Genomic DNA, 26,123 nt, shown 5'->3' on the forward strand with positions numbered 1-26,123 from the left:
AAACCCGACGTACTCGTCAATATCTAGAGTCTGCAATGGGCTTAACGTGCTTTATTTTCCGTTTTCTGAGACGTCCCCATTTAGCTTGCTTGTTGTCGTCAATGCATTTGTTGGCGCCATGGTCGGGATGGAGCGCAGCATCTTGCCCGCCATTGCCGAACAGGAATTCAAGCTGGTCGCCCACACGGCGATTCTGGCTTTCATTGTTGTCTTCGGTGTTGCCAAGGCCATCACTAATTATTTTGCCGGCCGCTTTTCCGACGCCTACGGACGCAAGGTAGTGCTAGTGATTGGCTGGCTGATCGCCACGCCGGTCCCCTTTTTGCTGATGTGGGCGCCGTCATGGAACTGGATTTTGCTGGCCAACGTTTTTCTGGGCGTGAGCCAAGGGCTGACCTGGTCGACCACGGTAATCATGAAGATCGATCTTGCCGGTCCCAAAAATCGGGGCACGGCGATGGGCATCAATGAATTCGCGGGCTATTTCGCCGTCGGCGCAGCGGCGCTGGCGACCGGCTGGATTGCAACCAATTATGGCTTGCGACCGCAGCCGTTCTACCTTGGCGTGGCGTTTGCAGTGATCGGCTTGCTGCTATCGGTTTTGGTTGTGCGCGAGACGCGCGGCCACGCGCAAATGGAAGCCGCAATGACCGCCACGCGCGGCGCGGCCATCGTGCCGCCGCAGCGCGCGATTTTCTGGCAGACCAGCGTACGTGACCCCAACTTGTCGTCGATTAGTCAGGCCGGACTTGTGAATAATCTCAACGATGGCATGGCATGGGGGTTGTTCCCCTTTGTGTTCGCCGGCGCCGGCATGACCCTCACCCAAATCGGCACGCTTGCCGCGATCTACCCGACCGTATGGGGAGTATGCCAACTCTTCACCGGCGCGCTGTCGGATCGTATTGGTCGTAAGGGATTGATCGTGGCGGGGATGTGGGTTCAGGCAGCCGGCATTGCCATAATCGCCTTCCGGTCCTCGTTCGGATGGTATGCGACAGGCGCGATTCTCCTGGGAATCGGGACTGCCATGGTCTATCCGACGCTACTGGCGGCCATCGGCGACGTAGTCAACCCGGCCTGGCGCGCTTCGACCGTCGGCGTCTACCGTTTCTGGCGCGATCTAGGCTATGCCATCGGGGCCTTGCTGGCGGGCGTTGTGGCCGACCTGTACGGCGTGGTCAGCGCGGTATGGTTAGTCGCAGCAATCACGTTCCTCTCGGGTATGGTCGTTATAGTCCGTATGCGATATTAACGCTTCAGTCGCAGAAAAAAGCCGAACAACGAGCAATAAATGACTTGGCAAGCGGGACACTGAATCGAATGCCACGCCTCTAATTACCTTCTGGAACCCAACGTGCCGGTTTGCTGCTACCGCGCCAAACTCAGGAGAATCTGATTATCAACGGCTGGAGCAATTTCTGGACGAACGATTTGATGACGGGCGTCTCCTTCACAACAGTAATTTCCTCCATGCGAGCGAAGCCGAAATCAGGATCAAACCCGGCCCATTGACATCAAAATTTCATCAAGTTGTCACGCCTGAGTAACAATCCCTAGCTACGATGGCCTCATATTTGATTTGCGAATCAATATTCCATATTGATTACCTTATTGATCGGAGAGGCCATGATCCAACTTCACAAAGTATCGGTACAGTACGGCAGCTTCACAGCCTTGCATTCGACAACACTGGCGTTCGTACCTGGGCAATTCACGGTATTGCTTGGCGCTTCTGGTGCCGGCAAATCCACCCTGTTGCGCAGCCTGAACTTGCTCGCACGTCCCAGCGCAGGCCACATTACGGTTGATGGCGTGGGAGAGTTGGACCATGCCGGGCGTGTCCATGAACATCGCAAGCGCACAGGCATGATCTTTCAGCAGCACCAATTGATCGCACGCCAGAGCGTGCTGGCCAACGTACTGCTGGGCCGCATCGGTTACCACCCGGCCTGGCGCACAATGTTTCCGTTGCCGTACGGGGAACGCCGTATTGCGCTCGAATGTCTAGAGCGCGTCGGTCTATTGCACAAGGCGCTCGAACGCGTCGATTGCCTAAGCGGCGGCCAGCAGCAGCGCGTCGGAATCGCCCGGGCGCTCGCGCAACAACCCCGTCTGATGTTGGCGGACGAACCGGTAGCGAGCCTCGACCCGGCTTCGTCGCGTCAGGTGCTGGCCCAACTCAAACGTTTTTGCCACGAGGATGGAATCACCATCGTCGTCAGTCTGCACCAGGTAGATCTGGCCTGCGAATACGCTGACCGCATCATCGGCCTGTCGCATGGACATGTCGTCTTCGATTCCACACCGGATGCCTTGACGCCAGTCCAGGCTGCCGCGCTGTACGAGCAAAAGACAGCGCCGTCCGAAGCACCGGACCATCAAGCTAAGCCCATTGAACCCAAAGCCACTTTCGTACAACTTGCCACTGCAAAGGAACCAGCATGAAAAAACTGTTCGCCGTCATAGGCATCGCCGCCTTGACCCTGTTTGGCAATGTCGCCCTCGCTGCCGATCCGGATCCTGACACCCTTAAGGTCGCACTGCTGCCCGACGAGAATGCCTCCGAACTCATCAAGCGCAACAAGCCGCTCAAGGAGTACCTCGAAAAAGCGCTCGGCAAGAAGATCGAGCTGGTCGTGACCACAGACTATTCGTCGATGATTGAAGCGATGCGATTCGGTCGCCTGGACATGGCGTATTTCGGTCCGCTGTCCTACGTTCTAGCCAAGAGCAAGAGCGACATTGAGCCGTTCGCAGCAATGGTCAAAGGTGGCAAAGCGACGTATCGTTCAGTTTTGATCGCCAATGTCAATTCCGGCGTCAATTCGTACAAGGACATCAAGGGCAAGAAAGTGGCCTTCGGTGATCGCGTTTCCACGTCGAGCCATCTGATCCCGAAGACAGTGCTGGCCGACGCGGGTGCGAGGGTTGACCGCGACTATTCCGCCCACTTCGTCGGCACCCATGACGCGGTCGCCATAAACGTCGCCAACGGCAACGCCGATGTCGGGGGCCTGTCGGAAGACATCTGGGGCTACATGAATGACCGGAAGCTGATCGACGCGTCCAAGGTCAAGGTGCTGGGTTACAGCAAGGGCTACCCGCAATTTCCGTGGACCATGCGCTCCAATCTCAAGCCCGAGCTCAAGCAAAAGATCCGGCAAGCTTTCGTCGACCTGAAGGATCCGGAAGTGCTGAAGAATTTCAAGGCTGAAGGCTTCACTTCCGTGACCGACAAGGATTACGACGTCATTCGCGACATGGGTAAAATCTTGAAGCTAGACTTTTCAAAGATGTGATCGATTGCGCGACAGGGAATCATGATGACGACATCGAATGTGATGAATGGTGCCACCGGTGCCGAATACGACAAGATGCTTGAAGCTGACCGGCGCCAATGGTGGCGGGGCGCCTTGCAGTTGACCGCTGTCCTTGCCATTGCTCTGATTGCCGCAAGCTACGTAGGGCTGCTTGACTATCGCAAGCTGGCTGACGGCTTGCCGGCGATTGCGACGCTCATGGGTGAAACAATGCCGCCGAACTTCACTGAATGGCGAAACTGGATCAAGCCATTGGTGGACACACTGGCCATGAGCATTGCCGGGACTGCGCTAGCCGTCGCGTTTTCGCTGCCCTTGGCGATCCTGGCCGCACGCAATACCAGCCCTCACCCATTGGTGTACCAAGCGGCCCGCATCGTACTCAATGCATTGCGTTCGGTGCCGGAACTGATCATGGGCATTCTATTCGTTGCCGCCGTCGGTTTCGGCGCCTTGCCTGGGGTGCTGGCACTCGGCTTGCACTCGATCGGCATGGTCGGCAAGTTCTTCGCCGAAGCGATTGAACATGCCGACGAAGGGCCGATTGAAGCCGCGCGCGCGGCCGGCGGTAGCCGACTGCAAGTCATTCTGCACGGCGTGCTTCCACAGGTGTTGCCGCAGATGGCTGATACCGCGATCTACCGGTGGGAGTATAACTTCCGTGCTTCGACCGTGATGGGTATGGTGGGCGCTGGCGGAATTGGCTTCGAGCTGATGGGCTCGCTGCGCATCATGCTATACCAGGAAGTGTCGGCAATCCTGCTGGTGATTCTCGCGATGGTGACATTGGTTGATGCACTCAGCTCGCGCTTGCGTCACAAATTCAAATAAGGAAGGACCTGCAACAATCATGAAACCACAAGTAGTCGTCACCCACTGGGTACATCCGGAAATCCTCGAATTACTGGAAAGCGTTGCGGAAGTCATTCCCAACAATACGCGCGACACCTTGTCGCGCGAGGAAGTGCTGAGCCGAGCAAAAAACGCCGCCGCCATCATGGTGTTCATGCCAGATAGCATCGATGAGGATTTTTTGAATGTTTGCCCGAAGCTAAGGATGGTTGGGGCAGCCCTGAAGGGTTACGACAACTTCGATGTGGAAGCCTGCACGAGGCGCGGCATCTGGTTTTCCATCGTGCCGGATCTGTTGACGATTCCAACGGCTGAATTGACCATCGGATTGCTGCTGGGTCTAACGCGCCACATGCTTGAAGGCGATCGCCGCATTCGCACTGGGCAATTTCAAGGCTGGCGCCCGGAATTGTACGGCGCAGGATTGACTGGCCAAACGCTTGGCATTATTGGAATGGGCGCGGTCGGAACAGCAATCGCCAAGCGCTTGGCTGGTTTTGATATGCGACTGGTGTATTGCGACAGCGTTGCGCTCGATTCTGCACGGGAGCAAGCCTGGGGATTGGAGCGAGTCAGTCTGGATGCGCTTCTGCAGGAAAGCGATTTCGTGGTTCCCATGCTGCCGATGACGCCGGAGACCTTTCATTTGATCAATGACGATTCGATCGCCAGGATGAAACGCGGCGCTTACCTGATCAATGCATGCCGCGGCTCCGTGGTCGATGAACAAGCCGTGAGTACCGCATTAAAAGCCGGCCATTTATCAGGCTACGCCGCCGATGTATATGAAATGGAAGAATGGCGCCGCGCCGACCGGCCAGCAGGCATCCCGCAATCGCTGCTCGTTAATCAAGCGCAGACTTTATTTACACCCCATTTAGGCTCGGCGGTAAAGGAAGTACGCCTGGAGATCGAGCGACAAGCGGCGCTGAATATTGTTCAGGCACTCTCCGGGCAGAGACCTGTTGGCGCCATCAACAATCCGGTTGAGCCTACTTTGGTGACTGCAGGATGCTAGACCTGGGATGTGTCGCGACGTTTCTTGCGGTTGCATCGTGTAGTGGATTTCGGGAAGCCGCTAAGAAAACCGGGCTTTCCCAACCGGCTGTAACGCAACATATCAAGCGCTTGGAACAGTCGCTGAACGCCAGCCTGATTGAGCGAAAGAATGACGGTTGCATTCTGACCTTACAAGGAAGGGAGTTTCTGCCTTTTGCAGAACATTTGATTCAACTTAGCGAGCGTGCCCAGGCCTTGTTCCGCAAGAACGCCATTGTGATCGGCGCAAGTTCCAATGCCGGAATCTATCTGCTTCAACCGCATTTAAAGATGTATCAGGAATCAAGCTCTCGCGAGATGAAAATCGTAATCGGCAAGAACCCTGACATCGCCGACAAGCTGGAGCGTCTTGAAATAGACGTGGCGGTCATGGAGTGGTGGGACAACCGCCCTGGCTATGTCGCGCAATTTTGGCGCCATGAGGAGCTGGTATTAATCGTGCCGAACGATCACCGCTGGGCCGACAGGCAGAGTATTCCACGCGAATGGTTGATCGGCGAACGACTGTTGGGCGGGGAATCAGGCACCGGTACCAACAGAGTTCTGCAACAGTATTTTGGCAACAATGCTCAGTCCATTGGCGTGTCGATTCAATTAGGTAGCACCGAAGCGGTTAAGCGTGCCGTACAAGCAGGGCTAGGCATTTCTCTGGTCATGGCGTCGGCTGTGGAACTGGAAAGTCGCGAGGGCAGATTGAAAGCAATCGCGCTCGAAAATGATCCGCCGAAGAAAGAAATTTTCATTATTCGAAGGCAGACCGAGCCACATCACGTCCCGCCCGCTGCGGAATTCGCCAGTTTTCTGCTTAAACAGGAATGCCAAATCTGACAGCAAGCTCCAGTCAAAACGACACCGTCAGTTTGACCCACTTCCAGGAGGGCGAAAGCGACGGCGCACAAGGGCCAAAAAATAATCTGCCATTCCACTGAATTGAATGCCACGCCGCTCACTACTTTCTGAAACCGAACGCGCCAGTTTACTGATTCTGCCTCGAAGTCAGGATGACCTGATTCAGCAATACAGTTTTACGGACGCCGACTTGGCGTTGATCCGGCAACGCCGTGGTGCTGCCAACCGCCTCGGCTTCGCGGTGCAGATGTGTTTGCTGCGCTACCCTGGCTATGCGCTGGCAAGCGACACCGCGCTGCCCGACCCGGTGCTCCACTGGATCGCCAAGCAGGTGTGCAGCGACGCCGAGGCCTGGCCTGAATACGCAGAGCGGGAAAAGACGCGCAATGAACACCTGCACGAGCTGCGCGCCTACCTGGGCCTGTCGGTGTTCGGGCTGCCGGACTACCGCAAGCTAGTGCACAGCCTGGCCGACCTCGCGGTGCAGACGGACAAGGCAATGGTGCTCGGCGCTCACTCCCTTGAAACGCTGCGCCAAAAGCGGATTATCCTACCTGCGTTGACCGTCATCGAGCGGGCCTGTGCCGAGGCCGTGACGCGGGCCAACCGGCGTATCTATCGCGCGTTGCTCGACCCCCTGGAGCGGCACCACAAGCGCTCCCTGGACAACCTGCTCAACGTCGCGCCCGACATGAGCATTACTTGGCTGGTATGGTTGCGCCAGTCGCCGCTCAAGCCGAATTCCCGCTACATGCGCGAACATATCGAACGGCTCAAGGTATTTCAGTCGCTGGCACTACCTGAGGGGCTTGGCCGCGAGATCCACCAGAATCGGCTACTGAAAATGGCGCGCGAGGGTGCGCAGATGACGCCGCGTGACCTGGCGAAATTCGAGGATGAGCGCCGCTATGCGACATTGGCTGCACTGGCTATCGAGGGCATGGCCACCGTGACGGACGAACTGGTCGACCTCCACGACCGAATTATGATCAGGCTGTTCAGCGCGGCCAAGAACAAGCATCAGCAGGACTTCCAGAAGCAGGGCAAGGCCATCAACGACAAGGTTCGCCTGTACAGTCGAATCGGCCGCGCGCTTGTCGAGGCAAAGGAATCCGGGATGGACCCGTATGCCGCGATCGAGGCCGTGCTGCCGTGGACCGACTTCACCCAAAGCGTGACCGAGGCCGCGGAGCTGGCCCAGCCCGAGACCTTTGACCACCTGCATTTGGTGGGAGAGCAGTACAGCACCCTGAGGCGTTATACGCCCGAGTTTCTGGACGTGATCAGGCTGAAAGCCGCGCCGGCCGCGCAAGCGGTGCTCGATGCGATCGACGTCCTTCGCGAGATGAACATGACCGGGGCGAGCAAGGTACCGGACGACGCGCCAATCGCGTTCGTGAAGGCACGCTGGAAACCGCTTGTCATCACCGACGACGGGCTTGACCGTCGCTTCTACGAGATTTGCGTCTTGTCGGAACTGAAGAATTCGCTTCGATCAGGCGACATCTGGGTGCAGGGCTCGCGCCAGTTCCGCGACTTTGAGGAATATCTGCTGCCTACGGAAAGATTCGGAGCCATGAAAACGGCTCGCGAGTTGCCGATCGCCGTCAACCAGGACTGCGACCAGTACTTACAAGACCGCTTGCTGCTGCTCGAACAGCAGTTGGCCACCGTCAACCGGCTTGCACTGACGAACGAACTGCCCGATGCGATTATTACTGAGACTGGACTGAGGATCAGCCCGCAGGATGCCGTGGTGCCGGACGAGGCCCAAGCGTTGATCGACTTCGCCAGCGGCATGCTTCCCCGGATCAAGATCACCGAACTGCTGATGGACGTGGACGATTGGACCGGATTCACGCGCCACTTCGTTCACCTCAAGAGCGGGGAGCAGGCCAACGACAGGACGTTCCTCATGTCCGCGATTCTGGCCGACGCCATCAACCTCGGCCTGACCAAAATGGCGGAATCGAGTCCTGGCGCCACTTATGCGAAACTCTCCTGGTTGCAGGCTTGGCACATCCGGGACGAAACTTATTCGGCCGGCCTGGCTGAACTGGTCAACGCCCAGTTCAAGCACGCCTTCGCCGTGCACTGGGGGGATGGCACAACGTCGTCGTCGGACGGCCAACGCTTCCGCGCGGGCGGCCGGGCCGAGAGCACGGGCCACATCAACCCCAAGTACGGCGCCGAACCCGGCAAGCTGTTCTACACCCACATTTCCGACCAGTACGCGCCGTTCAGCACCAGGGTTGTCAACGTCGGCGTGCGCGACTCGACCTATGTGCTCGACGGTCTGCTGTACCATGAATCAGACCTGCGCATTGAGGAGCACTATACGGATACCGCCGGTTTCACCGACCATGTGTTCGCACTGATGCACCTCCTGGGCTTCCGCTTCGCGCCGCGAATCCGCGATCTAGGTGACACCAAGCTGTACGTGCCGGGCAAGGTGGGCGATCACCCGGCCTTGCGCTCAATGATTGGCGGTAGTCTAAACATCAAGCATCTACGCGCACACGGGGACGACGTGCTCCGCCTGGCCGCCTCGATCAAGCACGGCACAGTCACCGCATCGCTCATGCTGCGCAAGCTGGGCAGCTACCCTCGCCAGAACGGCCTGGCGATCGCGCTACGCGAGCTGGGGCGGATCGAGCGCACGCTGTTCATCTTGGACTGGCTCCAGAACGTCGAGCTACGCCGGCGCGTGCATGCAGGCCTGAACAAGGGAGAGGCGCGCAACGCACTGGCCAGGGCGGTCTTCATTCATCGGTTGGGTGAGATCCGCGACCGGACATTCGAGCAGCAGCGGTACCGCGCCAGCGGCCTGAATCTCGTGACCGCCGCAATCGTGCTGTGGAATACGGTGTACCTGGAGCGGGCAACCGAAGCGCTGCGCGAGTCCGGCAAACTGGCCGATGACGGCATGCTGCAATTCCTCTCGCCGTTAGGCTGGGAGCACATCAATCTGACAGGAGATTACGTCTGGCGCCAGAGCAGGAAGGTCGACGAGGGAAAATATCGGCCGCTGCGGGACTTCAAGAATCGGTAACAGGGCTTAGCGCCCGATTTTTTCCGTTTTCCCTATTCGCCCCTAATATCGAAATCCGCCATTTTCTTTGGCAGGCTCCTGCAGCAATCCGCGTCGTTGATAAAAACGAATTGTTTCGACATTCACACCCGCCGCTGCTGCTACTTTCCCTATCGTTAGGCTGCGTTCCATTGCCATCTCTCATTCTTCAAAAAAGGGCTTGACCCCGTACTATGGTACGGAATCTATAGTGATCATACCAGCCTTAGATGGAGTACATATGGAGCAGGACAAACTCACAAAGACCACACTGTTAGGCGGCGCGTTGGCCGCGATCGCAGCTTCTGCCTGCTGTCTAGGCCCGCTTGTTTTGGTGAGTATTGGGATCAGTGGCGCGTGGATTTCCAATCTCACAATACTTGAGCCATTTCGACCCTACTTTGTAGCCATTGCGTTGATCTGTATGGTTGTGGCCTATCGCAAGATCTATGGCGCACCTACCAGCAACCAATGCGAACCGGGGACCCTGTGCGCCTCACCGCGAACCACTCATGTGTACCGGGGCCTGTCCTGGATTGTTTCTGCGTTGGTCCTGATCGCCCTGACTTACCCGTATCTCATTCCCTTTTTAGATTAGGAGTACATCATGTCAAAAATCTTCCACATGCTTACCTTAGTTATTGTCATCAGCTCATCGTCATTGGCTGTGGCTGCCACTGAAACGGTGGCCTTGAATGTGCAAGGAATGACCTGCTCGTCCTGTCCGATCACGGTGAAAAAGGCCTTGATGAAGGTGGATGGCGTGCACCAAGTCCAAACTAGCCTTGCAAAGAAGGAAGCCATCGTGACGTTTGATGACAGCAAGGTTGCGCCAGGCAAATTAATCGCGGCCACGACCAATGCAGGATTCCCCTCCACCGTAAAAACCGGGAAGTAACATGGAAACATTCGATTTTCGCATTACCGGCATGACCTGTGAGCATTGCGCCAATTCACTCAGCAATGCGATGGCTAAAGTGCAGGGCGTGCAACGGGCCGCCGTGTCCTATCAGGAGCAGCATGCACGGGTGGTTGCGGAGCCTGGCGTTCAGGTCGATGCCATCATCCAGGCAGTACGCGACGAAGGTTACGATGTCCAGCTGGTTATGCCCACCAATCAGCGCAAAGACGGCCCCGGCCAAGGGTTAAAGGTGGCGATCATCGGAAGCGGCTCGGCCGCATTTGCCGCAGCGTTACGCGCAATCGAAGAAGGCGCGCGTGTCACCATCATTGAAGCAGGCACGATCGGCGGCACCTGTGTGAACGTCGGCTGCGTACCATCCAAGATCATGATTCGTGCCGCGCAGCTGGCACATCAGCAAACACATCATCCGTTCGTTGGACTGGAACGCCACGCTCCCGCCATTGACCGTGCTACGCTCGTTAAACAGCAACAAAGCCGGGTTGACGAACTGCGACAGAATAAATACCAGGCGATTCTGGAATCCAATCCAGATATCAGCTTCATGCGGGGTAAGGCACGCTTTGTTGACACGCATACCGTTGAAGTGACACGATCCGACGGCACAGTGAAAGAAATTCGCGCCGACCGCATTTTGATCGCGACAGGCCGCTCGCCAACTGTGCCGGATATACCTGGCCTGGCCGATACACCTTACTGGACGTCGACTGAGGCACTGGTTGCCGAAACCCTGCCAAAGCATTTGATTATTGTGGGCGCTTCCGTGGTTGCGGTGGAGTTGGCGCAGGCATTTCTGCGGCTGGGAACAATGGTCACCTTGATTGCGCGCTCAAAAATGCTGTCCCGTGAAGATCCCGACATTGGCGCTGCACTACATGCCGCACTTGTTGCGGAAGGCATGCAAGTCCTGACCCATACCCAGATCAGAAACGTCACCCATCGTGGCACCGCATTCGAGGTGGACATCGGCGGCAGAAAAATCGCTGGCGACCAGCTATTGATGGCCGCAGGACGCACACCGAATACTGCGGAACTGAATCTAGAGGCGGCAGGTGTCAGCGTAGACCCGTCGGGGGCGGTCATCATCGACACACACATGCGCACCTCCGTCCCGCATATCTATGCGGCCGGTGACTGCACGAATCAGCCCCAATATGTGTATGTCGCTGCAGCTTCCGGCACGCGCGCTGCAGCCAATATGGTCGGTGGCGATGAGTCGCTCGACCTGACCACGATGCCGGCAGTCATATTTACCGACCCACAGGTGGCCACAGTCGGCATGACGGAAGCCGAAGCGAAAGCCCAGGGCATTCCTTCCGATAGCCGCACTTTGCTCCTTGAAAACGTGCCGCGCGCTCTAGCCAATTTCGCTACGACTGGCTTCATTAAATTGGTTGCCAACAGAGATACCGGCCATTTGCTTGGTGCGCAGATTGTGTCAGCCGAAGCGGGAGAAATGATTCAGACCGCCGCGCTCGCCATGCGCAGCCGCATGACGGTCAAGGAGCTAGGCGAGCAATTGTTCCCCTACTTGACCATGGTGGAAGGCCTCAAGCTGTGCGCTCAGACTTTCTTTAAGGATGTTAAACAGCTGTCTTGCTGTGCAAGCTAAACCGCACGCAGGGCATGCTTTGGATTTGCATCTGGTATGGCAAGCGTGCCTGCAAAACATCCTTGGGCAAAGAAAGACGGCTGCACTTGCACTTGGCTTACACGATGCCGCAGCATCGCCATACAGATCTTTGAGCAAGTAGCGCCAACGCTTTCACGACGAAAGTGGTCCTTCTGCATTCCCGGCGAGCCATTGACCGGCGCAAGCGTCATTTTGACTGCACTTTCGCAATGCGGGTCCTCTACAGCCTGCGCGATCCCATGATCCTCGCAGTTGATGGCAAAGATCAGGATATTCTGCTGCTGCGAATTCGCTGCAGAATCCGGCGACGGATTCTGCTTGACTGCTTGCGTGCAGTACGACCTGCTTACTTCGCCGCTTTGCGCTTTGCCGCCTTGGGATCCACGGCCGCCTTGAACCCGGCGCCAGGCACAAACTTCGGGACTTTGCCGGCCGGGATCTTGATCTTCGTGCCTTTGCTCGGATTAAAACCGCTACGGGCAGCGCGGCTCAGCTGTCTCAAATCGGCCAGCAGCAAATCGCCCTGCTGGAGCAGACGGCGGCTGGTGAAGAATTCAATCGCGAATTCCTGGAAATTTTCAGCACCCATCACTACCATGCATTGATTCCGAGCCTTGATTGCCAAGTCAAGTCGGAACTAAAACATGATATGTTGCGGCAGTACTGCGAAGGCATTGTCGAAAACCAGACGCGTGAAATTCATGACCTGCGCACGCAACTGTGCAACAAATTCGGCATTTGCGACTATCAGCCGACGAACGGCGTGAACGACCGGCATAGCGCCGGCAGCCGCTAGTGTGGCAGCGCCCCGGCTACTGCCGGGGAAAAGACATGGAAAAGACGGTTGCTTCGGTCGTTGACCGTGCCGAGATGTCGCCGCCATGCCTTTCCACGATGGCCTTGGTAATGGACAGACCCAGCCCGACGCCTTCATTGTCGAACTTCAGATGACTGCGGTCTTTCTCGGCGCGGTAAAAACGCTCAAACAAATGCGGCAGTGCGTCGGCAGGTATGCCAGAACCCGGATTGCGCACAGACAGAATTACGTTATCACGTTCCTCCTGGATCGATACCAGGATTTCCTGGCCAGACGGCGTATAGCGTAGCGCATTCGACAACAAGTTACTGATAGCACGGCGCATCATCAAGCGGTCGCCATGGATCTTGCCGCTGCCGATCAATCGCAGTGCGACCTGCTTTTCCTCGGCCAGGGCTTCGTAAAACTCGAACAGTGCCCCCACCTCGTGCGCCAGTTCGATCTCTTCCCGGGATGGCAGGAGCAAGCCCTGCTCGGTCCGCGCCAGGAACAGCATGTCTGAAATCATTCTCGCCAGCCGGTCGAATTCTTCGGCGTTCGAGGCCAGAATGTCGCGGTACTCGTCATTGCTGCGCGCCTGGCTGAGCGCAACGTGCGTCTGCGTCATCAGATTGCTGATCGGCGTGCGCAGTTCATGGGCAATGTTCGCCGAAAACTCGGATAGCCGGTGAAACGCATCTTCCAGCCTGCCGAGCATCTGGTTCAGCGTCGCGGCCAGTTCCGCCATTTCGACCGGCACCGACTCGATGGGCATGCGCAAGTCCAGCTTGCCGGCGGTGACGCTCGATGCCCGCTCTTTCATCGTATAGAGGGGCATCAAGCCCTGCCGCACCACCAGCCACCCGAGCAAGCCGCAGACCAATGCCGCCACAACCACATACATGCCCATCGCGCGTTGAAACTTTGAGATGAAGACTGCATGGTGGTTGACGTCGACCGCCACTGCGACGATGACGGGCGCCGTGCCCGGCATGCGGGTGGAGAAGGCAATCGCCGTGCCGTAAAGCCGCCGGCCGCCATCCTGCCACTGCTTGAAATCGGCTTTTCTTGCTGCATTCGCATGATCAAGCAACGCCGCAGGAAACCTGACTGCCTCATTGGCATAGAGTGTCTTGCCATCGGGGCTCAGCAAGGTCACCGCCAGATCGTGGTGGCCGACAAACGCATCCCTGAACTGCCCTGGCAATGCAGCAAGGCTTGTCGATGAATCAATGCGCGTCACCAGGTTGCGGGCGAGCTGGATCTTGCCATCCAAAACATCGCGGTCCTGGGCCTCGAAGTGTTTATCCAGGGCGATCATGGTCACCCCCCCCAGAATCGCCAGCGCAATGCTGGCGACGATGGCAAACAGGGTCGTGAGCCGGGTGGTGAGCGACAGGTGCCGCATCATGGCTTCTGGCCCACTTCCAGGACATAGCCCATGCCGCGCACGGTCTGGAGCAGCTTGCTCTCGAACGGATCGTCAACCTTGCTGCGCAGCCTGCGGATGGCCACTTCCACCACATTGGTGTCGCTGTCAAAGTTCATGTCCCATACCTGCGAGGCAATCAGCGAGCGCGGCAGCACCTCGCCTTGCCGACGCAACAGCAGTTCGAGCAAGGCAAACTCCTTGGCGGTCAAGTCGATGCGCTTACCGGCGCGCGTGACCCGCCGACGCAGCAAATCCAGTTCCAGATCGGCCAGCGCCAGGGTCGTCGGCTCGGTGCCGCTACGGCCGCGCCGCAGCAAGGTGCGCACACGCGCGAGCAACTCGGAAAACGCAAAAGGCTTGACCAGATAATCGTCTGCCCCCAATTCCAGCCCTTTGACCCGGTCTTCGACTTGATCGCGCGCCGTCAGGAACAGGACCGGGAACTGCTTGCCCGTCTGGCGCAGGGTCTGCAGGATCTGCCAGCCATCCATCCCGGGCAGCATGACATCCAGCACCAGCAAGTCATAATCGCCCGTGAGCGCCAGGTGCAAGCCATCGGGCCCGTTGCGCACCAGATCGGTCGCATAGCCTGCCTCATGCAAGCCCTGGCGCAGGTATTCCCCCGTCTTGGCTTCATCCTCCACGATCAATACTCTCATTCATTCCCCTTGATGTTCAGCCTGTTGCACAGCCGATAGTGTGCCTGTATAGAAACGGTTACAGGCAAGGTTACAAAAATGTAATCTCCCCGTCACTTTCCTGTCGGCCTCGTCCCAGCACAATGCCTATTGTAAAAATGTTCTTGCAGTACGTGCTTTGCTTACCGACTTAAAAGAGGAATCAATGAACAGAAACTCCCCCAATGGACCGGCGGCGCCGCTCCAGTTTTCCCGACGGCGCTTTGTGCAAGGCCTGGTCGCCGGCGGCGTCCTGACGGGTCTGTCGGGGTTTCCCTCGCTCGCCCTGGCCGGAATGGACGTCCCGGCAGCCACCAAGACCGGCTCCGGGCCCGAGCTGCGGGGCAGCAGCTTCGATCTGGTGATTGCCGAAACGCCCGTCAATTTTACCGGCAAGACTGTCATGGCCACCACCATCAACGGCTCGCTGCCCGGCCCGACCCTGCGCATGCGCGAGGGAGACACTGTCACCATTCGTGTCACCAACAAACTACGTGAAGCCACTTCCATCCACTGGCACGGCATCATCCTGCCATTCCAGATGGATGGAGTGCCGGGCATCAGCTTTGCAGGCATTCAACCGGGCGAGACGTTTACTTACCGTTTCACCCTTGAACAAAGCGGAACGTACTGGTATCACTCGCATTCGGGCTTTCAGGAACTGACCGGCGTTTATGGCGGGCTCATTATTGAGCCACGCGAAGGCGAAACCATCCGTGCCGATCGGGATTACGTGATGCTGCTGTCGGACTGGATGGATGGAGACCCGATGCAGGTTTTTTCCAAGCTCAAGGTACAGGGCGACAAATACAATATCAATCGGCCTACGGCTGCCGATTTTTTTCGCGACGTTTCACGCGACGGCATGAAATCCGCCATCGAAAAGCGCAAGATGTGGAACGAGATGCGCATGAGTCCGACCGATCTTGCGGATTTGTCGGCGGCAGTACTGACTTATCTAGTTAATGGCACCACTCCCGCTGGCAACTGGACCGGTCTGTTCCGCCCCGGTGAGCGTGTGCGACTGCGTTTCATTAATGGCGCAGGCAATACTTTTTATGACGTGCGCATCCCTGGACTCAAATTAACTGTCGTCCAAGCTGATGGCGTCAATGTGGAACCGGTGACGGTTGATGAGTTCCGCTTTGGCCCGGGCCAGACCTACGACGTGATCGTCCAGCCCAAAGATGATACCTACACCCTGTTTGCGCAATCGATGGAGCGCACCGGCTACGCCCGGGGTACGTTGGCAGTACGTGCCGGGCTGACTGCTCCCGTTCCTGCCCTTGACCCGGTGGAATGGCTGACCATGGGCGACATGATGGGGGACATGGGCGGCATGGGCCATGGCGGCGGGGCCATGCAGGGCATGGATCACGGTTCCATGCCCATGCAACAAAACATGGCGGGCATGAATCATGGAGCCATGGCGATGGATCACAGCCAGCACGACATGGCAGGGGCTACAGGGAACAGCCTGCGCAAGCCTAGCAGCACCGTCCGCCACGCCAAGACGGAGTATGGCGCCAGTACCGATATGCGCGTCGACATGCCGCGCAATAATCTCAACGATCCGGGCATTGGACTGCGCAATCACGGTCGCCGCGTACTAACGCTGTCGGACTTGTCCACAATTGGCGGCCCGCTTGACCCGCGCGGCGCCGAGCGTGAAATCGAGTTGCACCTGACCGGCAACATGGAGCGTTACACCTGGTCGTTGGATGGCCTGGAATTCGGCAAGAGCACGCCGGTGCATTTCAAGTACGGCGAACGCGTACGGGTAATTTTGCAAAATGACACGATGATGACCCATCCGATGCACTTGCACGGCATGTGGAGCGAACTGGAAACCGCCGAAGGCAAGTTCCAGGCCCGGCTGCACACCATTCCTGTACAGCCTGCACAACGCATCAGCTTCCTGGTCACTGCTGATGCATTGGGCCGCTGGGCCTGGCATTGCCATCTGATGTTCCATATGGATGCGGGCATGTTCCGCGAAGTGGTGGTTGCATGAACCCCACCAAATCGAAAGGAAACCAAGTGAAGCGTCGCAATCAATTATTCGTAGCCATGCTGATCGCCGGCATTACTACCATGACAGTCCAGGCTGCATGGGCGCAAACCGATCATTCTACCCACTACGATGCCGCCCAACCTGCAGTCGCGGAGAAACAAACTGTCCCTCCAACAGAGGATCACGCAAACATGCCGGGTATGGATCATTCCGCGCCTGCGCCAGCATCGGAAAAAAGCGGCTCGGGCCAGCCGGGCGGCTCCGCCTCACAGGACTCTCAGCCCTCAGCGTCGGCGCAAATGGACCACGGCAATATGCAAATGCAGGGCGGATCGGCCCCGTTGGATGCCCGCGACCCGCACGCTTATTCAGGCGGATACGTTCTTGGCGTGGGTAAGTATGCCTTGGGCGAACAGCGCCAACTGTACATGGCAGATGAGCATAACTTTGGTAGCGTGTTGGTCGACAAGCTGGAGCGTATCGATGGGAAAGATGGCAACAGCACGGCCTACGACATGCAGGCCTGGTTCGGCCACGACTACGACCGCCTGGTGATCAAGGCAGAAGGTAATGTAGCCAAGGGCAAGTTGCAGGATGCCCGCACCGAACTACTCTGGGGTCATGCCATTGCAAGTTACTGGGATACCCAGCTGGGCTTGCGGTACGACAGTGGCAACGGGCCGAACCGTACCTGGTTAGCCTTCGGGATACAGGGGCTGGCGCCCTACTGGTTCGATGTGGATGCCACAGCCTATGTCGGCGAAAGCGGCCGGACCGCGTTGCGCCTTAAAGCGGGATATGACGTGCTGCTTACACAGAAGCTGATCCTGCAACCCAGCACGGAGTGGAGTTTTTACGGCAAAGCGGATCCGGAAAAAAGTCTCGGCAGCGGCTTGACCGATGCGTCGGCGGGCGTACGGCTGCGCTACGAATTCTCGCGCCAGTTCGCCCCTTACGTCGGCATTCAATGGAGTCATAAATTCGGCTCAACCGCCTCCATGGCTAGAACTGCCGGCGAGCTTGCCAGGGATACGCGCTGGGTGGCTGGTGTGCGGTTTTGGTTTTAAGCTGGGATGACCCCGGCACACATTTTCTTTTTTAAACAACAAGGAGCATTTATGAACAAAAAATATATAGTTGGTCTGCTGATGGTCGGAGTTTTCCCTGTCATGGCGCTTGCTGCAGGCAATCATTCTAGCGGTCACGACATGAAGGGGAACGACATGTCTTCCATGCACAAAGAAGAGCAGTCCGCGATGATCGGAAAACCAGGCAATCCAGCCAAGGTGGACCGCACAGTGGAAGTGAGCATGGACGACAACATGCGCTTCACTCCAGCAAGCATCGGAGTCAAGGCTGGAGAAACGATTCGCTTTTTCGTCAAAAACACAGGGAAAGCCCAGCATGAAATGGTACTCGGCGATCTGAAGTCACTGAAAGAACATGCGGAAATGATGCGCAGCATGCCCAACATGCAACACGGGGAGCCCAATATGATCAACCTAAAACCAGGGCAGCGTGGCGGCATTGTGTGGGAATTCACACAGGCCGGCACGGTTGATTTTGCCTGTACGATTCCAGGCCATATGGAGTCGGGCATGGTGGGCAAGGTGGCAGTGTCCCAGTAACGCTCTGTCAGCCTGACGCGCCCGCCACACCGTGCCGGTTGGCGGGCAGCGTCCTCCTCAGATCCTCTCGCATATCCCGCCCCTTTCAGGCCTTGCCCGACACCGGCAAAAATTCGGCGGGCGCCCACGCAGCAGAATGCAATCGCGCTCCCTGAAAAGTTGCGGCGACGGTTGTGCAATAATGGGCGCACCGAGAATAAATAATAAAAAACTGGATTGAATGTGGATTTCACAGCATCTCTTCCCGACGCGTTGTCTCTTGCCGCATCGCTGGCAGTTGGCTTGTTGATTGGCCTCGAACGTGGATGGCGCCAGCGCGAACTTTCCGAAGGTGGCCGGGTCGCGGGCTTGCGCACCTTTGCCTTGACCGGCTTATTGGGAGGCCTGCTGGCCAGTTTGCCCGATGCTTTCGGCGGATGGCCGTTATTCAGTGGTTTTCTCGGCCTGTCGCTGCTGCTGGCGGTGGCATACCGGGAGGAAGTACGCTTATCCCGCGACCTCAGCATCACGACCGCTGTCGCAATGCTGATGACGCTCGTTCTCGGGGCGCTGGCCGCCAGCGGCGCAATTGCCTTGGCCCTGGCGGCGGCCGTCATTGTCGCCGTCCTGCTTGACCTGAAACCAACCTTGCACGGCTGGCTACGCCTGATAGAGCATCGTGAACTGACTGCCGCCCTGCAATTGCTGGTGCTTTCCGTCGTCATACTGCCCAACTTGCCCAATGCCGGCTTTGGCCCCTATGGCGCGCTGAATCCCTATGCGCTGTGGTGGGCGGTCGTATTAATCGCCGGCCTGTCTCTTGCGGGGCATCTCGCCATGCGCTTGACCGGCTCCGAGCGGGGCATTCTGTGGACAGGCATCCTTGGCGGACTGGCTTCCTCCACCGCAGCGACCGTTACTTTGGCCCGCCGCGCCCGCGCGCAACCGGCATTGGCCGGGATTTCCGTGGCAGGAATACTGGCTGCCTGTGGCGTGATGTTCTTTCGCATGGCCGTGCTGATCGGCATGATCCAGCCGGCGCTCTTGAACACATACGGGCTGGCGTTGAGCTTGACCGGCTTGGTCCTGCTGCTGCTGAGTGTCTGGACCTGGCGTCGACACGCCAGGTCCGCGCCCCTTGACGGTCCCATCGCGCCAATCAAGCCGTTTGACCTTGGCACGGCACTGGGATTTGGCGTATTCCTGGCGGTGATGGCCGTCTTGGTGCCGGCCGCCAAACAGTGGTTTGGCGCCAGCGGTATCTATCTGCTTTCGGCAGTATCGGGGTTGGCGGACGTGGATGCGATTGTCATTTCGCTGGCGCGCATGCATGCCAGCGATGGCATGTCCACGGCAACCGCAGTGGTGGCATTGGGCCTCGCCACCTTGAGCAACATGGTGGTCAAGGCTTCCATTGCCTGGACCACCGGAGGTACGGCAGTCGGCTGGCAGGTGTGCAAAGGCTATGCGCTTGCCATGCTTGTCGGGACCTTCGTTGTCATCGTGTCGATTGCCGCGTGATGGCCTGTCGGGGCGCTGCCGGATTTGCTGCTGCCGCACCAGTCAATCATGCGCACGGGCGCCAGACTTCCTGGCACCATGGCTGTGAGCGCCGTGGCTGTGGCCGTGCCCATTGCCAGAGCCTGAATTGGCGGCAGGACTATGGCCATGGGCATCCGGGCCAGGCATCGCATCGTGCGGCGCGGCATTGGCCACCATCTCCTGGTACTGCTGCGGACTCATGTGCGGCAGCTTATTGATGAAAGCGACCATGCTCCAGATCGTATCGTCGTCATGGGTCAGTCCCCAAGCCGGCATACCGCTCATTTTGATGCCATGCTTGGTGACCCAGAATGTCGCCCTGGGGTCCATTTGATGTGTCGACAGATTCGGCGGTTGCGGGTAAAGGCCGGCGCGGATTTCCGTGCTTTCGAGGCCAGGCGCGAGATGGCAATTGACGCACATGGCGGCATATTGTCCGGCGCCTTTCGCAATCACCTGCGTATCATTCAAGTTTGACGGCACCTGGATATCCCGGGCCTGCCTGAGGACAGCGCGAGTTCGCGTGGATTCCATGACTTGATGGATGATTGGCCAATGCGGCGTATCGGCGCCAATATCATAAAAACCGGCGTAGAGATACATGCCGGCGCCTGCAGCAACCGCGATTACCGTCACGCCCACCGCAACAAGCCATTTTTTCAACGGCATCCTCGCTTTCGACGCTTAAAACCATATCCGCACCCCGGCCACCACCTGTCGTTCGGAGACATACTCGCCCGCCCGCCGGCTGAGATCGGCAGTATTGCCCAGTTTGCGTGTCCAGGCAACGCCGATATAGGGGTTGTAAGCCGGAACCCCAGAAAATTCCGTCGCTCCGGCCCCCGCCATGAGGGGTAGCCCCAACAGTCGTGTCACCAGCCGCCATCTGATCGTTCAGCCGCTATGCAGTGCATCAATCAGCGGGCAGGACACATGACCATGCTGCGTGCAGCACTCGCTCACCAGCTTTGACAGCGCGACCTCCATCCGCGTCAGGTCGGCTTGGCGGGCGCGCACATCGGCCAGCCGCAGCGCCGCGATTTCGGCCGCCTCGCTGCAATGGGTGCCGTCTTCCAGCTTCAGCAGTTCGCCAATTTCATCCAGGCTGAAGCCCAGCCGCTGGGCTGATTTCACAAACTGTACCCGCGCCACGTCCGCCCCGCCGTAGCGGCGGATGCTGCCATAAGGCTTATCCGGCTCCGACAACAAACCTTTGCGCTGATAGAACCGGATGGTCTCCACATTGACCCCAGCCGCCTTGGCAAAAACGCCGATGGTCAGATTCTCCAAAATATTTTCCATTTCGCTTGACTCCGTACATGACTACGGAAGTAAGGTTACGCTATCCAATTCAAATTCGAAAGGACAAGCGCATGTCTGAACCACAAAACGGGCGCGGAGCGCTCTTCGCCGGCGGGCTGGCCGCCATCCTCGCCTCAACCTGCTGCCTCGGGCCTCTAGTCCTGGTCGCCTTGGGATTCAGCGGCGCATGGATCGGCAACCTGACGGTGCTGGAGCCGTATCGGCCGCTCTTCATCGGCGCGGCGTTGGTGGCGCTTTTCTTTGCCTGGCGTCGTATCTACCGCCCGGTGCAAGCCTGCAAACCGGGCGAGGTGTGCGCGCTTCCACAAGTGCGCACTACCTACCAGCTCATTTTTTGGGTCGTGGCCGTGCTGGTTCTAGTCGCGCTCGGATTTCCCTATGTCATGCCATTTTTCTATTAATCACAGGAGTTCACCATGAAAAAGCTGTTTGCCTCCCTCGCTCTCGTCGCCGTCGTTGCCCCCGTGTGGGCCGCCACCCAAACCGTCAAGCTGTCCGTGCCCGGCATGACCTGCGCCGCCTGTCCGATCACTGTCAAGAAGGCGATTTCCAAGGTCGAAGGCGTCAGCAAAGTTGACGTGACCTTCGAGAAGCGCGAAGCCGTCGTCACCTTCGACGATGCCAAAACCAACGCCCAGAAATTGACCAAGGCCACCGAAGACGCGGGATATCCATCCAGCGTCAAGCAGTGAGCCGCTGAACCGGGAGCGACATCATGGGCTGGATGACACGCATTGCCGATAAAACCGGCGCGCTCGGCAGCGTCGTTTCCGCGATGGGCTGCGCGGCCTGCTTTCCGGCGCTCGCCAGCTTCGGCGCGGCCATCGGGCTAGGCTTTCTGAGCCAGTACGAGGGCCTGTTCATCAGCCGACTACTGCCGCTGTTTGCCGCGCTCGCGTTCGTGGCGAATGCGCTGGGCTGGCTCAGTCATCGGCAATGGCACCGCAGTCTGCTCGGCATGATCGGGCCAGCCATCGTGTTCGCGGCAACGGTCTGGCTTCTCGGCAACTGGTGGACAGCGAGATTGATGTATGTCGGCCTGGCCTTGATGGTTGGGGTGTCGGTCTGGGATTTCGTCTCGCCAGCCAACCGTCGTTGCGGGCCGGATGGCTGCGAATTGCCTCCCCAGCGCGGCTAACAGTCGAGGCCGTTGCCAACATGGAAAAATAGGAGTTGTTGCATGACCAATCTAAAAATCACCGGCATGACCTGCGACTCGTGCGCGGCGCACGTCAAGGAAGCGCTGGAAAAAGTGTCCGGCGTGCAGTCGGCACTGGTGTCCTATCCGAAGGGCACAGCGCAACTCGCCATCGAGCCGGGAACATCGCCGGATGCGCTGACTGCCGCCGTGGCCGGACTGGGCTACAAGGCAACGCTCGCCGATGCACTTCCGGCGGGCAGCCGCAGCGGGCTGCTCGACAAGGTGCGCGGCTGGATGGGTGCCGCCGACAAGGGCAGCGGCGGCGAGCGCCCGTTGCAAGTCGCCGTGATCGGCAGCGGTGGAGCCGCGATGGCGGCAGCGCTGAAGGCCGTCGAGCAAGGCGCGCACGTCACGCTGATCGAGCGCGGCACCATCGGCGGCACCTGCGTCAATGTCGGCTGCGTGCCGTCCAAGATCATGATCCGCGCTGCCCATATCGCCCATCTGCGCCGGGAAAGCCCGTTCGACGGAGGCATCGCGGCGACTGTACCTGAGATCGACCGCGGCAAACTACTGGCCCAGCAGCAGGCGCGCGTCGATGAGCTGCGCCACGCCAAGTACGAAGGCATCCTGGACGGCAACCCGGCCATCACCGTGCTGCACGGAGAAGCACGTTTCAGAGACGCACAGAGCCTTGTCGTCCGTTTGAGCGAGGGTGGCGAGCGCGTCGTGGTGTTCGACCGCTGCCTGGTTGCCACGGGCGCCAGTCCGGCCGTGCCGCCGATTCCGGGCCTGAAAGAGTCACCTTACTGGACTTCGACCGAGGCGCTGGTCAGCGACACCATTCCCGAGCGCCTGGCGGTGATCGGCTCGTCGGTGGTGGCGCTGGAACTGGCGCAAGCCTTCGCCCGGCTCGGCAGCAAGGTGACAATCCTAGCGCGCAGCACGCTATTCTTCCGCGAAGACCCGGCCATCGGCGAGGCCGTTACGGTCGCCTTCCGTGCCGAAGGGATCACGGTGCTGGAACACACGCAAGCCAGCCGGGTCGCCCATGCGGATGGCGAGTTCGTGTTGACCACCGGACACGGCGATGTGCGCGCCGACAAGCTGTTGGTCGCTACCGGGCGGACACCGAACACGCGCAGCTTGGCATTGGAAGCGGCTGGGGTCGCCGTCAATGCGCAGGGGGCCATCGTCATCGACAAAGGCATGCGCACCAGCACACCACACATTTACGCGGCTGGCGACTGCACCGACCAGCCGCAATTCGTCTATGTGGCGGCGGCGGCCGGCACCCGTGCCGCGATCAACATGACCGGCGGCGACGCTGCCATCAATCTGACCGCGATGCCGGCCGTGGTGTTCACCGATCCGCAAGTGGCGACCGTGGGCTACAGCGAAGCGGAAGCGCATCACGACGGGATCGAGACCGATAGTCGCACCTTGACCTTGGATAACGTGCCGCGCGCGCTGGCCAACTTCGACACGCGCGGCTTTATCAAGCTGGTTATCGAGGAAGGTAGCGGACGGCTCATCGGCGTGCAGGCGGTCGCGCCGGAAGCGGGCGAACTGATCCAGACGGCGGTGCTCGCCATTCGCAACCGCATGACGGTGCAAGAACTGGCCGACCAGTTGTTCCCCTACCTGACGATGGTCGAGGGGTTGAAGCTCGCGGCGCAGACCTTCAGCAAGGACGTGAAGCAGCTTTCGTGCTGCGCCGGATGAGGAAAAGGGAGGTGTTCAATGAACGCCTACACGGTGTCCCGGCTGGCCCTCAATGCAGGGGTGAGCGTGCATATCGTGCGCGACTACTTGCTGCGCGGATTGCTGCGGCCGGTCGCGTGCACCACGGGCGGCTACGGCTTGTTCGATGACGCCGCCTTGCAACGGCTGTGCTTCGTGCGGGCCGCCTTCGAAGCGGGCATCGGCCTCGGCGCGTTGGCTCGCCTATGTCGGGCACTGGATACGGCGGATGGCGATGAAGCGGCTGCGCAGCTTGCCGTGCTGCGTCAGCTCGTCGAACGCCGGCGCGAAGCGTTGGCCGATCTGGAAGTGCAGTTGGCCGCGATGCCGACCGCGCCAGCACAGCATGCGGAGAGTCTGCCATGAACAGCCCCGAGCGCATGCCGGCCGAGACGCACAAGCCGTTCACCGGCTACCTATGGGGCGCGCTGGCCGTGCTCACCTGTCCCTGCCATTTGCCGATTCTCGCTGCCGTACTCGCCGGCACGACCGCCGGTGCGTTCATCGGGGACCATTGGGGTGTTGCAGCCCTCGCGCTGACAGGCTTATTTGTCCTGTCCGTGGCGCGGCTGCTACGGGCCTTCAAGGGAAGATCATGACCGCTTCCCCGCCAGCGGAATGGACAGTAGCGCAACTGGCGCAGGCTGTCGGGCGCGGGCAGCTTGAGCTGCACTACCAGCCGATAGTCGATTTGTGCAGTGACCAGATTGTCGGCGCGGAAGCCCTGTTGCGCTGGCGTCACCCGACGCTCGGACTGTTGCCGCCGGGCCAATTCCTGCCCGTGGTCGAATCGTCCGGTCTGATGCCGGAAATCGGCGCTTGGGTGCTGGGCGCAGCCTGCCGCCAGATGCGCGACTGGCTGCCGCTGCAATGGCGGCCGTTCCGGCTAGCCGTTAATGTTTCCGCAAGCCAGGTGGGGCCGGATTTCGACAAGTGGGTTAAGGGCGTGCTGGCCGATGCGCAGTTGCCCGCCGAGTATCTGGAAATCGAGCTGACCGAATCGGTCGCGTTCGGCGATCCGGCCCTGTTCTCCACCTTCGATACCTTGCGCGCCATCGGCGTGCGCTTCGCCGCCGATGATTTCGGGACAGGCTATTCCTGTCTGCAACATTTGAAATGCTGTCCGATCACCACGCTCAAGATTGACCAGTCGTTCGTCGCGGGACTCGCCGATGACGCCCACGACCGGACCATTGTCCGGGCCGTGATCCAGCTTGCGCATGGGCTGGGCATGGAGGTTGTGGCCGAGGGCGTGGAAACGGCGGTGAGTCTTGATCTGTTGCGGCAAGCCGGCTGCGACGCAGGACAAGGTTTCCTGTTCGCCAAACCAATGCCGGCGGCGGCATTCGCCGCCTTCGTCAAGCAATGGAGGGACACCGCCATGAACGTCGACGAACCGACCGTCGCCTGCTGTGTATGCTGCAAGGAAATCCCGCTCGATGCAGCCTTCACACCAGAAGGCGCGGAATACGTCGAACACTTCTGCGGGTTAGAGTGTTACCAGCGCTTCGCGGCCCGCGCCAAGGCGGAAGCTGACACTGGCACCGATCCGATAGTTAAGGGATGAAGGCAAGACCCTTCCGATACAGCCGTTCGGCAAGGTTGGTCATCGGCCCGCCCGTCTTGCGCCACAGCGGCGTCACCGTCACATAGGCGAGCGCCGCTACGACGACCGCGCCCGCCATGTCGAGCGGAAAATGCACGCCCAGGAACACCCGTGCCCACGCGACGCTGACACCAGCCAGCAGTACGAGGATGGCCCATTCAGCCGCACCGTCGAACAGCAGCGTCAGCCCCACGCCGGCGAACACGGTCATGTGGTCGCTCGGAAATGACGAGTCGGCCGCGTGCGGCATCCAGGCATGGCCGAGTCCGATCATGAATGGCCGGGGATGCGACCAGAGCGCGCCGATGGCCTGATTGGCCGCCACACCGAGCAGCGCGACCAGACACGCCTTAATTGCCACGCTCCGGCGCGCATGATCGCCCCACAGCCAGAGGCCGACGAGCAACAACGGAATCAGGTAGATCAGGTTGTCGGCGATGCCGATGGCAGCCTGGATCAGCCAGGCCGGCGTACCGTCGCCGCCGTTGATGTGCAAAAACAGAGCACGGTTGAAGGCTTCAATCTGTGTCATCG

At 59.1% G+C, this 26,123-nt stretch carries 28 protein-coding genes and 2 pseudogenes; 22 read left to right on the forward strand and 8 right to left on the reverse strand.

Going from position 1 to position 26,123, the window contains the following annotated elements; translation table 11 throughout:
* The first annotated feature begins 46 nt into the window (after nt 1-46).
* The 7 genes from H8K38_RS16915 (at nt 47) to H8K38_RS16945 (ending at nt 9,135) form a co-directional block, all read left to right on the forward strand.
* The gene (locus H8K38_RS16915; RefSeq protein ID WP_186886025.1) at nt 47-1,255 is read left to right on the forward strand and encodes an MFS transporter; all 1,209 of its coding nucleotides are present in this window, start codon (nt 47-49) and stop codon (nt 1,253-1,255) included.
* 374 nt (nt 1,256-1,629) lie between these two features.
* A complete protein-coding gene (gene phnC / locus H8K38_RS16920; protein WP_186886026.1) occupies nt 1,630-2,448 on the forward strand; it encodes a phosphonate ABC transporter ATP-binding protein in 819 nt (272 codons plus the stop codon).
* Complete coding sequence (gene phnD / locus H8K38_RS16925) at nt 2,445-3,302, forward strand: phosphate/phosphite/phosphonate ABC transporter substrate-binding protein (protein ID WP_186886027.1); 858 nt, start codon at nt 2,445-2,447, stop codon at nt 3,300-3,302. Before phnC ends, phnD begins: the two co-directional genes overlap by 4 nt.
* A 75-nt stretch (nt 3,303-3,377) precedes the next feature.
* On the forward strand, nt 3,378-4,154 hold the full coding sequence (gene phnE / locus H8K38_RS16930; RefSeq protein ID WP_308925953.1) for a phosphonate ABC transporter, permease protein PhnE: 777 nt from the start codon (nt 3,378-3,380) through the stop codon (nt 4,152-4,154).
* Nucleotides 4,155-4,173: 19 nt separating this feature from the next.
* Nucleotides 4,174-5,193 (forward strand): phosphonate dehydrogenase, encoded by a 1,020-nt coding sequence (locus H8K38_RS16935; protein WP_186886028.1) that lies wholly within the window; start codon nt 4,174-4,176, stop codon nt 5,191-5,193.
* Nucleotides 5,187-6,062 (forward strand): LysR family transcriptional regulator, encoded by an 876-nt coding sequence (locus H8K38_RS16940; protein WP_186886029.1) that lies wholly within the window; start codon nt 5,187-5,189, stop codon nt 6,060-6,062. Before H8K38_RS16935 ends, H8K38_RS16940 begins: the two co-directional genes overlap by 7 nt.
* A gap of 106 nt (nt 6,063-6,168) precedes the next feature.
* On the forward strand, nt 6,169-9,135 hold the full coding sequence (locus tag H8K38_RS16945; RefSeq protein ID WP_186886030.1) for a Tn3 family transposase: 2,967 nt from the start codon (nt 6,169-6,171) through the stop codon (nt 9,133-9,135).
* 48 nt (nt 9,136-9,183) lie between these two features.
* Here the strand turns inward: H8K38_RS16945 and H8K38_RS16950 are convergent.
* Nucleotides 9,184-9,306 (reverse strand): annotated as a pseudogene (locus H8K38_RS16950) (MerR family DNA-binding transcriptional regulator); the annotation flags it as partial.
* An 88-nt stretch (nt 9,307-9,394) separates the two neighbouring features.
* Here H8K38_RS16950 and merT (H8K38_RS16955) point away from each other — a divergent pair.
* From merT (H8K38_RS16955) to merA (H8K38_RS16965), 3 genes are read left to right on the forward strand one after another with little or no spacing between them, the layout of a single operon-like run.
* A complete protein-coding gene (merT, locus tag H8K38_RS16955) occupies nt 9,395-9,751 on the forward strand; it encodes a mercuric ion transporter MerT (RefSeq protein WP_186886032.1) in 357 nt (118 codons plus the stop codon).
* A gap of 9 nt (nt 9,752-9,760) precedes the next feature.
* A complete protein-coding gene (gene merP / locus H8K38_RS16960; protein WP_186886033.1) occupies nt 9,761-10,051 on the forward strand; it encodes a mercury resistance system periplasmic binding protein MerP in 291 nt (96 codons plus the stop codon).
* Between the two features lies 1 nt (nt 10,052).
* The gene (merA, locus tag H8K38_RS16965; protein WP_186886034.1) at nt 10,053-11,687 is read left to right on the forward strand and encodes a mercury(II) reductase; all 1,635 of its coding nucleotides are present in this window, start codon (nt 10,053-10,055) and stop codon (nt 11,685-11,687) included.
* 367 nt (nt 11,688-12,054) lie between these two features.
* Here the strand turns inward: merA (H8K38_RS16965) and H8K38_RS18560 are convergent.
* Nucleotides 12,055-12,207 (reverse strand): annotated as a pseudogene (locus tag H8K38_RS18560) (HU family DNA-binding protein); the annotation flags it as partial.
* Between the two features lie 27 nt (nt 12,208-12,234).
* On the opposite strand from H8K38_RS18560, the gene H8K38_RS18750 reads away from it, so the two are divergent.
* A complete protein-coding gene (locus H8K38_RS18750) occupies nt 12,235-12,504 on the forward strand; it encodes a DUF305 domain-containing protein (protein WP_370587113.1) in 270 nt (89 codons plus the stop codon).
* A 16-nt stretch (nt 12,505-12,520) separates the two neighbouring features.
* Here the strand turns inward: H8K38_RS18750 and H8K38_RS16975 are convergent, their stop codons facing one another.
* Both H8K38_RS16975 and H8K38_RS16980 read right to left on the reverse strand, forming a co-directional pair.
* Nucleotides 12,521-13,915, reverse strand: coding sequence for a heavy metal sensor histidine kinase (locus H8K38_RS16975; RefSeq protein ID WP_186886036.1), 1,395 nt, complete (start codon nt 13,913-13,915; stop codon nt 12,521-12,523).
* On the reverse strand, nt 13,912-14,595 hold the full coding sequence (locus H8K38_RS16980) for a heavy metal response regulator transcription factor (protein WP_186886037.1): 684 nt from the start codon (nt 14,593-14,595) through the stop codon (nt 13,912-13,914). Before H8K38_RS16980 ends, H8K38_RS16975 begins: the two co-directional genes overlap by 4 nt.
* 184 nt (nt 14,596-14,779) lie before the next feature.
* Between H8K38_RS16980 and H8K38_RS16985 the strand changes: the two genes are divergently transcribed.
* From H8K38_RS16985 to H8K38_RS17000, 4 genes are all read left to right on the forward strand, one after another.
* On the forward strand, nt 14,780-16,627 hold the full coding sequence (locus tag H8K38_RS16985) for a copper resistance system multicopper oxidase (protein WP_186886038.1): 1,848 nt from the start codon (nt 14,780-14,782) through the stop codon (nt 16,625-16,627).
* A 56-nt stretch (nt 16,628-16,683) separates the two neighbouring features.
* Nucleotides 16,684-17,694, forward strand: coding sequence for a copper resistance protein B (locus H8K38_RS16990; protein ID WP_255423055.1), 1,011 nt, complete (start codon nt 16,684-16,686; stop codon nt 17,692-17,694).
* Between the two features lie 51 nt (nt 17,695-17,745).
* A complete protein-coding gene (locus H8K38_RS16995; protein ID WP_186886039.1) occupies nt 17,746-18,255 on the forward strand; it encodes a plastocyanin/azurin family copper-binding protein in 510 nt (169 codons plus the stop codon).
* 222 nt (nt 18,256-18,477) lie between these two features.
* Entirely contained in the window at nt 18,478-19,755 is a 1,278-nt protein-coding gene (locus tag H8K38_RS17000) for a DUF4010 domain-containing protein (RefSeq protein ID WP_186886040.1), read from the forward strand.
* 42 nt (nt 19,756-19,797) lie between these two features.
* Here H8K38_RS17000 and H8K38_RS17005 read toward each other — a convergent pair whose 3' ends face one another.
* Genes H8K38_RS17005 through merR form a run of 3 tightly spaced genes read right to left on the reverse strand, consistent with a single transcriptional unit; the run spans nt 19,798 to nt 21,078 of the window.
* Nucleotides 19,798-20,439 carry a cytochrome c gene (locus H8K38_RS17005; RefSeq protein ID WP_222610902.1) on the reverse strand — a complete coding sequence of 214 codons (642 nt, stop codon included), beginning with the start codon at nt 20,437-20,439 and terminating at the stop codon, nt 19,798-19,800.
* A gap of 21 nt (nt 20,440-20,460) precedes the next feature.
* A complete protein-coding gene (locus tag H8K38_RS18755; RefSeq protein WP_186886076.1) occupies nt 20,461-20,625 on the reverse strand; it encodes a copper resistance protein B in 165 nt (54 codons plus the stop codon).
* A gap of 45 nt (nt 20,626-20,670) precedes the next feature.
* The gene (gene merR, locus H8K38_RS17015; protein ID WP_186886042.1) at nt 20,671-21,078 is read right to left on the reverse strand and encodes an Hg(II)-responsive transcriptional regulator; all 408 of its coding nucleotides are present in this window, start codon (nt 21,076-21,078) and stop codon (nt 20,671-20,673) included.
* Between the two features lie 71 nt (nt 21,079-21,149).
* Between merR and merT (H8K38_RS17020) the strand changes: the two genes are divergently transcribed.
* The 7 genes from merT (H8K38_RS17020) to H8K38_RS17050 are packed head-to-tail and all read left to right on the forward strand — an operon-like array spanning nt 21,150 to nt 25,550.
* Nucleotides 21,150-21,500, forward strand: coding sequence for a mercuric ion transporter MerT (gene merT / locus H8K38_RS17020; RefSeq protein ID WP_186886043.1), 351 nt, complete (start codon nt 21,150-21,152; stop codon nt 21,498-21,500).
* A 15-nt stretch (nt 21,501-21,515) separates the two neighbouring features.
* Nucleotides 21,516-21,791, forward strand: coding sequence for a mercury resistance system periplasmic binding protein MerP (merP, locus tag H8K38_RS17025; RefSeq protein ID WP_186886044.1), 276 nt, complete (start codon nt 21,516-21,518; stop codon nt 21,789-21,791).
* Between the two features lie 23 nt (nt 21,792-21,814).
* Entirely contained in the window at nt 21,815-22,237 is a 423-nt protein-coding gene (gene merC, locus H8K38_RS17030; protein WP_186886045.1) for an organomercurial transporter MerC, read from the forward strand.
* Between the two features lie 42 nt (nt 22,238-22,279).
* Nucleotides 22,280-23,965, forward strand: coding sequence for a mercury(II) reductase (merA, locus tag H8K38_RS17035; protein ID WP_186886046.1), 1,686 nt, complete (start codon nt 22,280-22,282; stop codon nt 23,963-23,965).
* A gap of 18 nt (nt 23,966-23,983) precedes the next feature.
* The gene (merD, locus tag H8K38_RS17040; RefSeq protein WP_186886047.1) at nt 23,984-24,349 is read left to right on the forward strand and encodes a mercury resistance co-regulator MerD; all 366 of its coding nucleotides are present in this window, start codon (nt 23,984-23,986) and stop codon (nt 24,347-24,349) included.
* Nucleotides 24,346-24,582 carry a broad-spectrum mercury transporter MerE gene (gene merE, locus H8K38_RS17045; protein ID WP_186886048.1) on the forward strand — a complete coding sequence of 79 codons (237 nt, stop codon included), beginning with the start codon at nt 24,346-24,348 and terminating at the stop codon, nt 24,580-24,582. The genes merD and merE overlap by 4 nt, the downstream gene beginning before the upstream one ends.
* A complete protein-coding gene (locus H8K38_RS17050) occupies nt 24,579-25,550 on the forward strand; it encodes a DUF3330 domain-containing protein (protein ID WP_186886049.1) in 972 nt (323 codons plus the stop codon). Before merE ends, H8K38_RS17050 begins: the two co-directional genes overlap by 4 nt.
* Here the strand turns inward: H8K38_RS17050 and H8K38_RS17055 are convergent.
* Nucleotides 25,540-26,121, reverse strand: coding sequence for an undecaprenyl-diphosphatase (locus H8K38_RS17055; protein ID WP_186886050.1), 582 nt, complete (start codon nt 26,119-26,121; stop codon nt 25,540-25,542). The genes H8K38_RS17050 and H8K38_RS17055 overlap by 11 nt on opposite strands.
* Nucleotides 26,122-26,123: the final 2 nt, after the last annotated feature.

Source organism: Undibacterium sp. FT79W (assembly GCF_014284215.1).
Classification (GTDB): Bacteria; Pseudomonadota; Gammaproteobacteria; order Burkholderiales; family Burkholderiaceae_D; genus Undibacterium; species Undibacterium aquatile.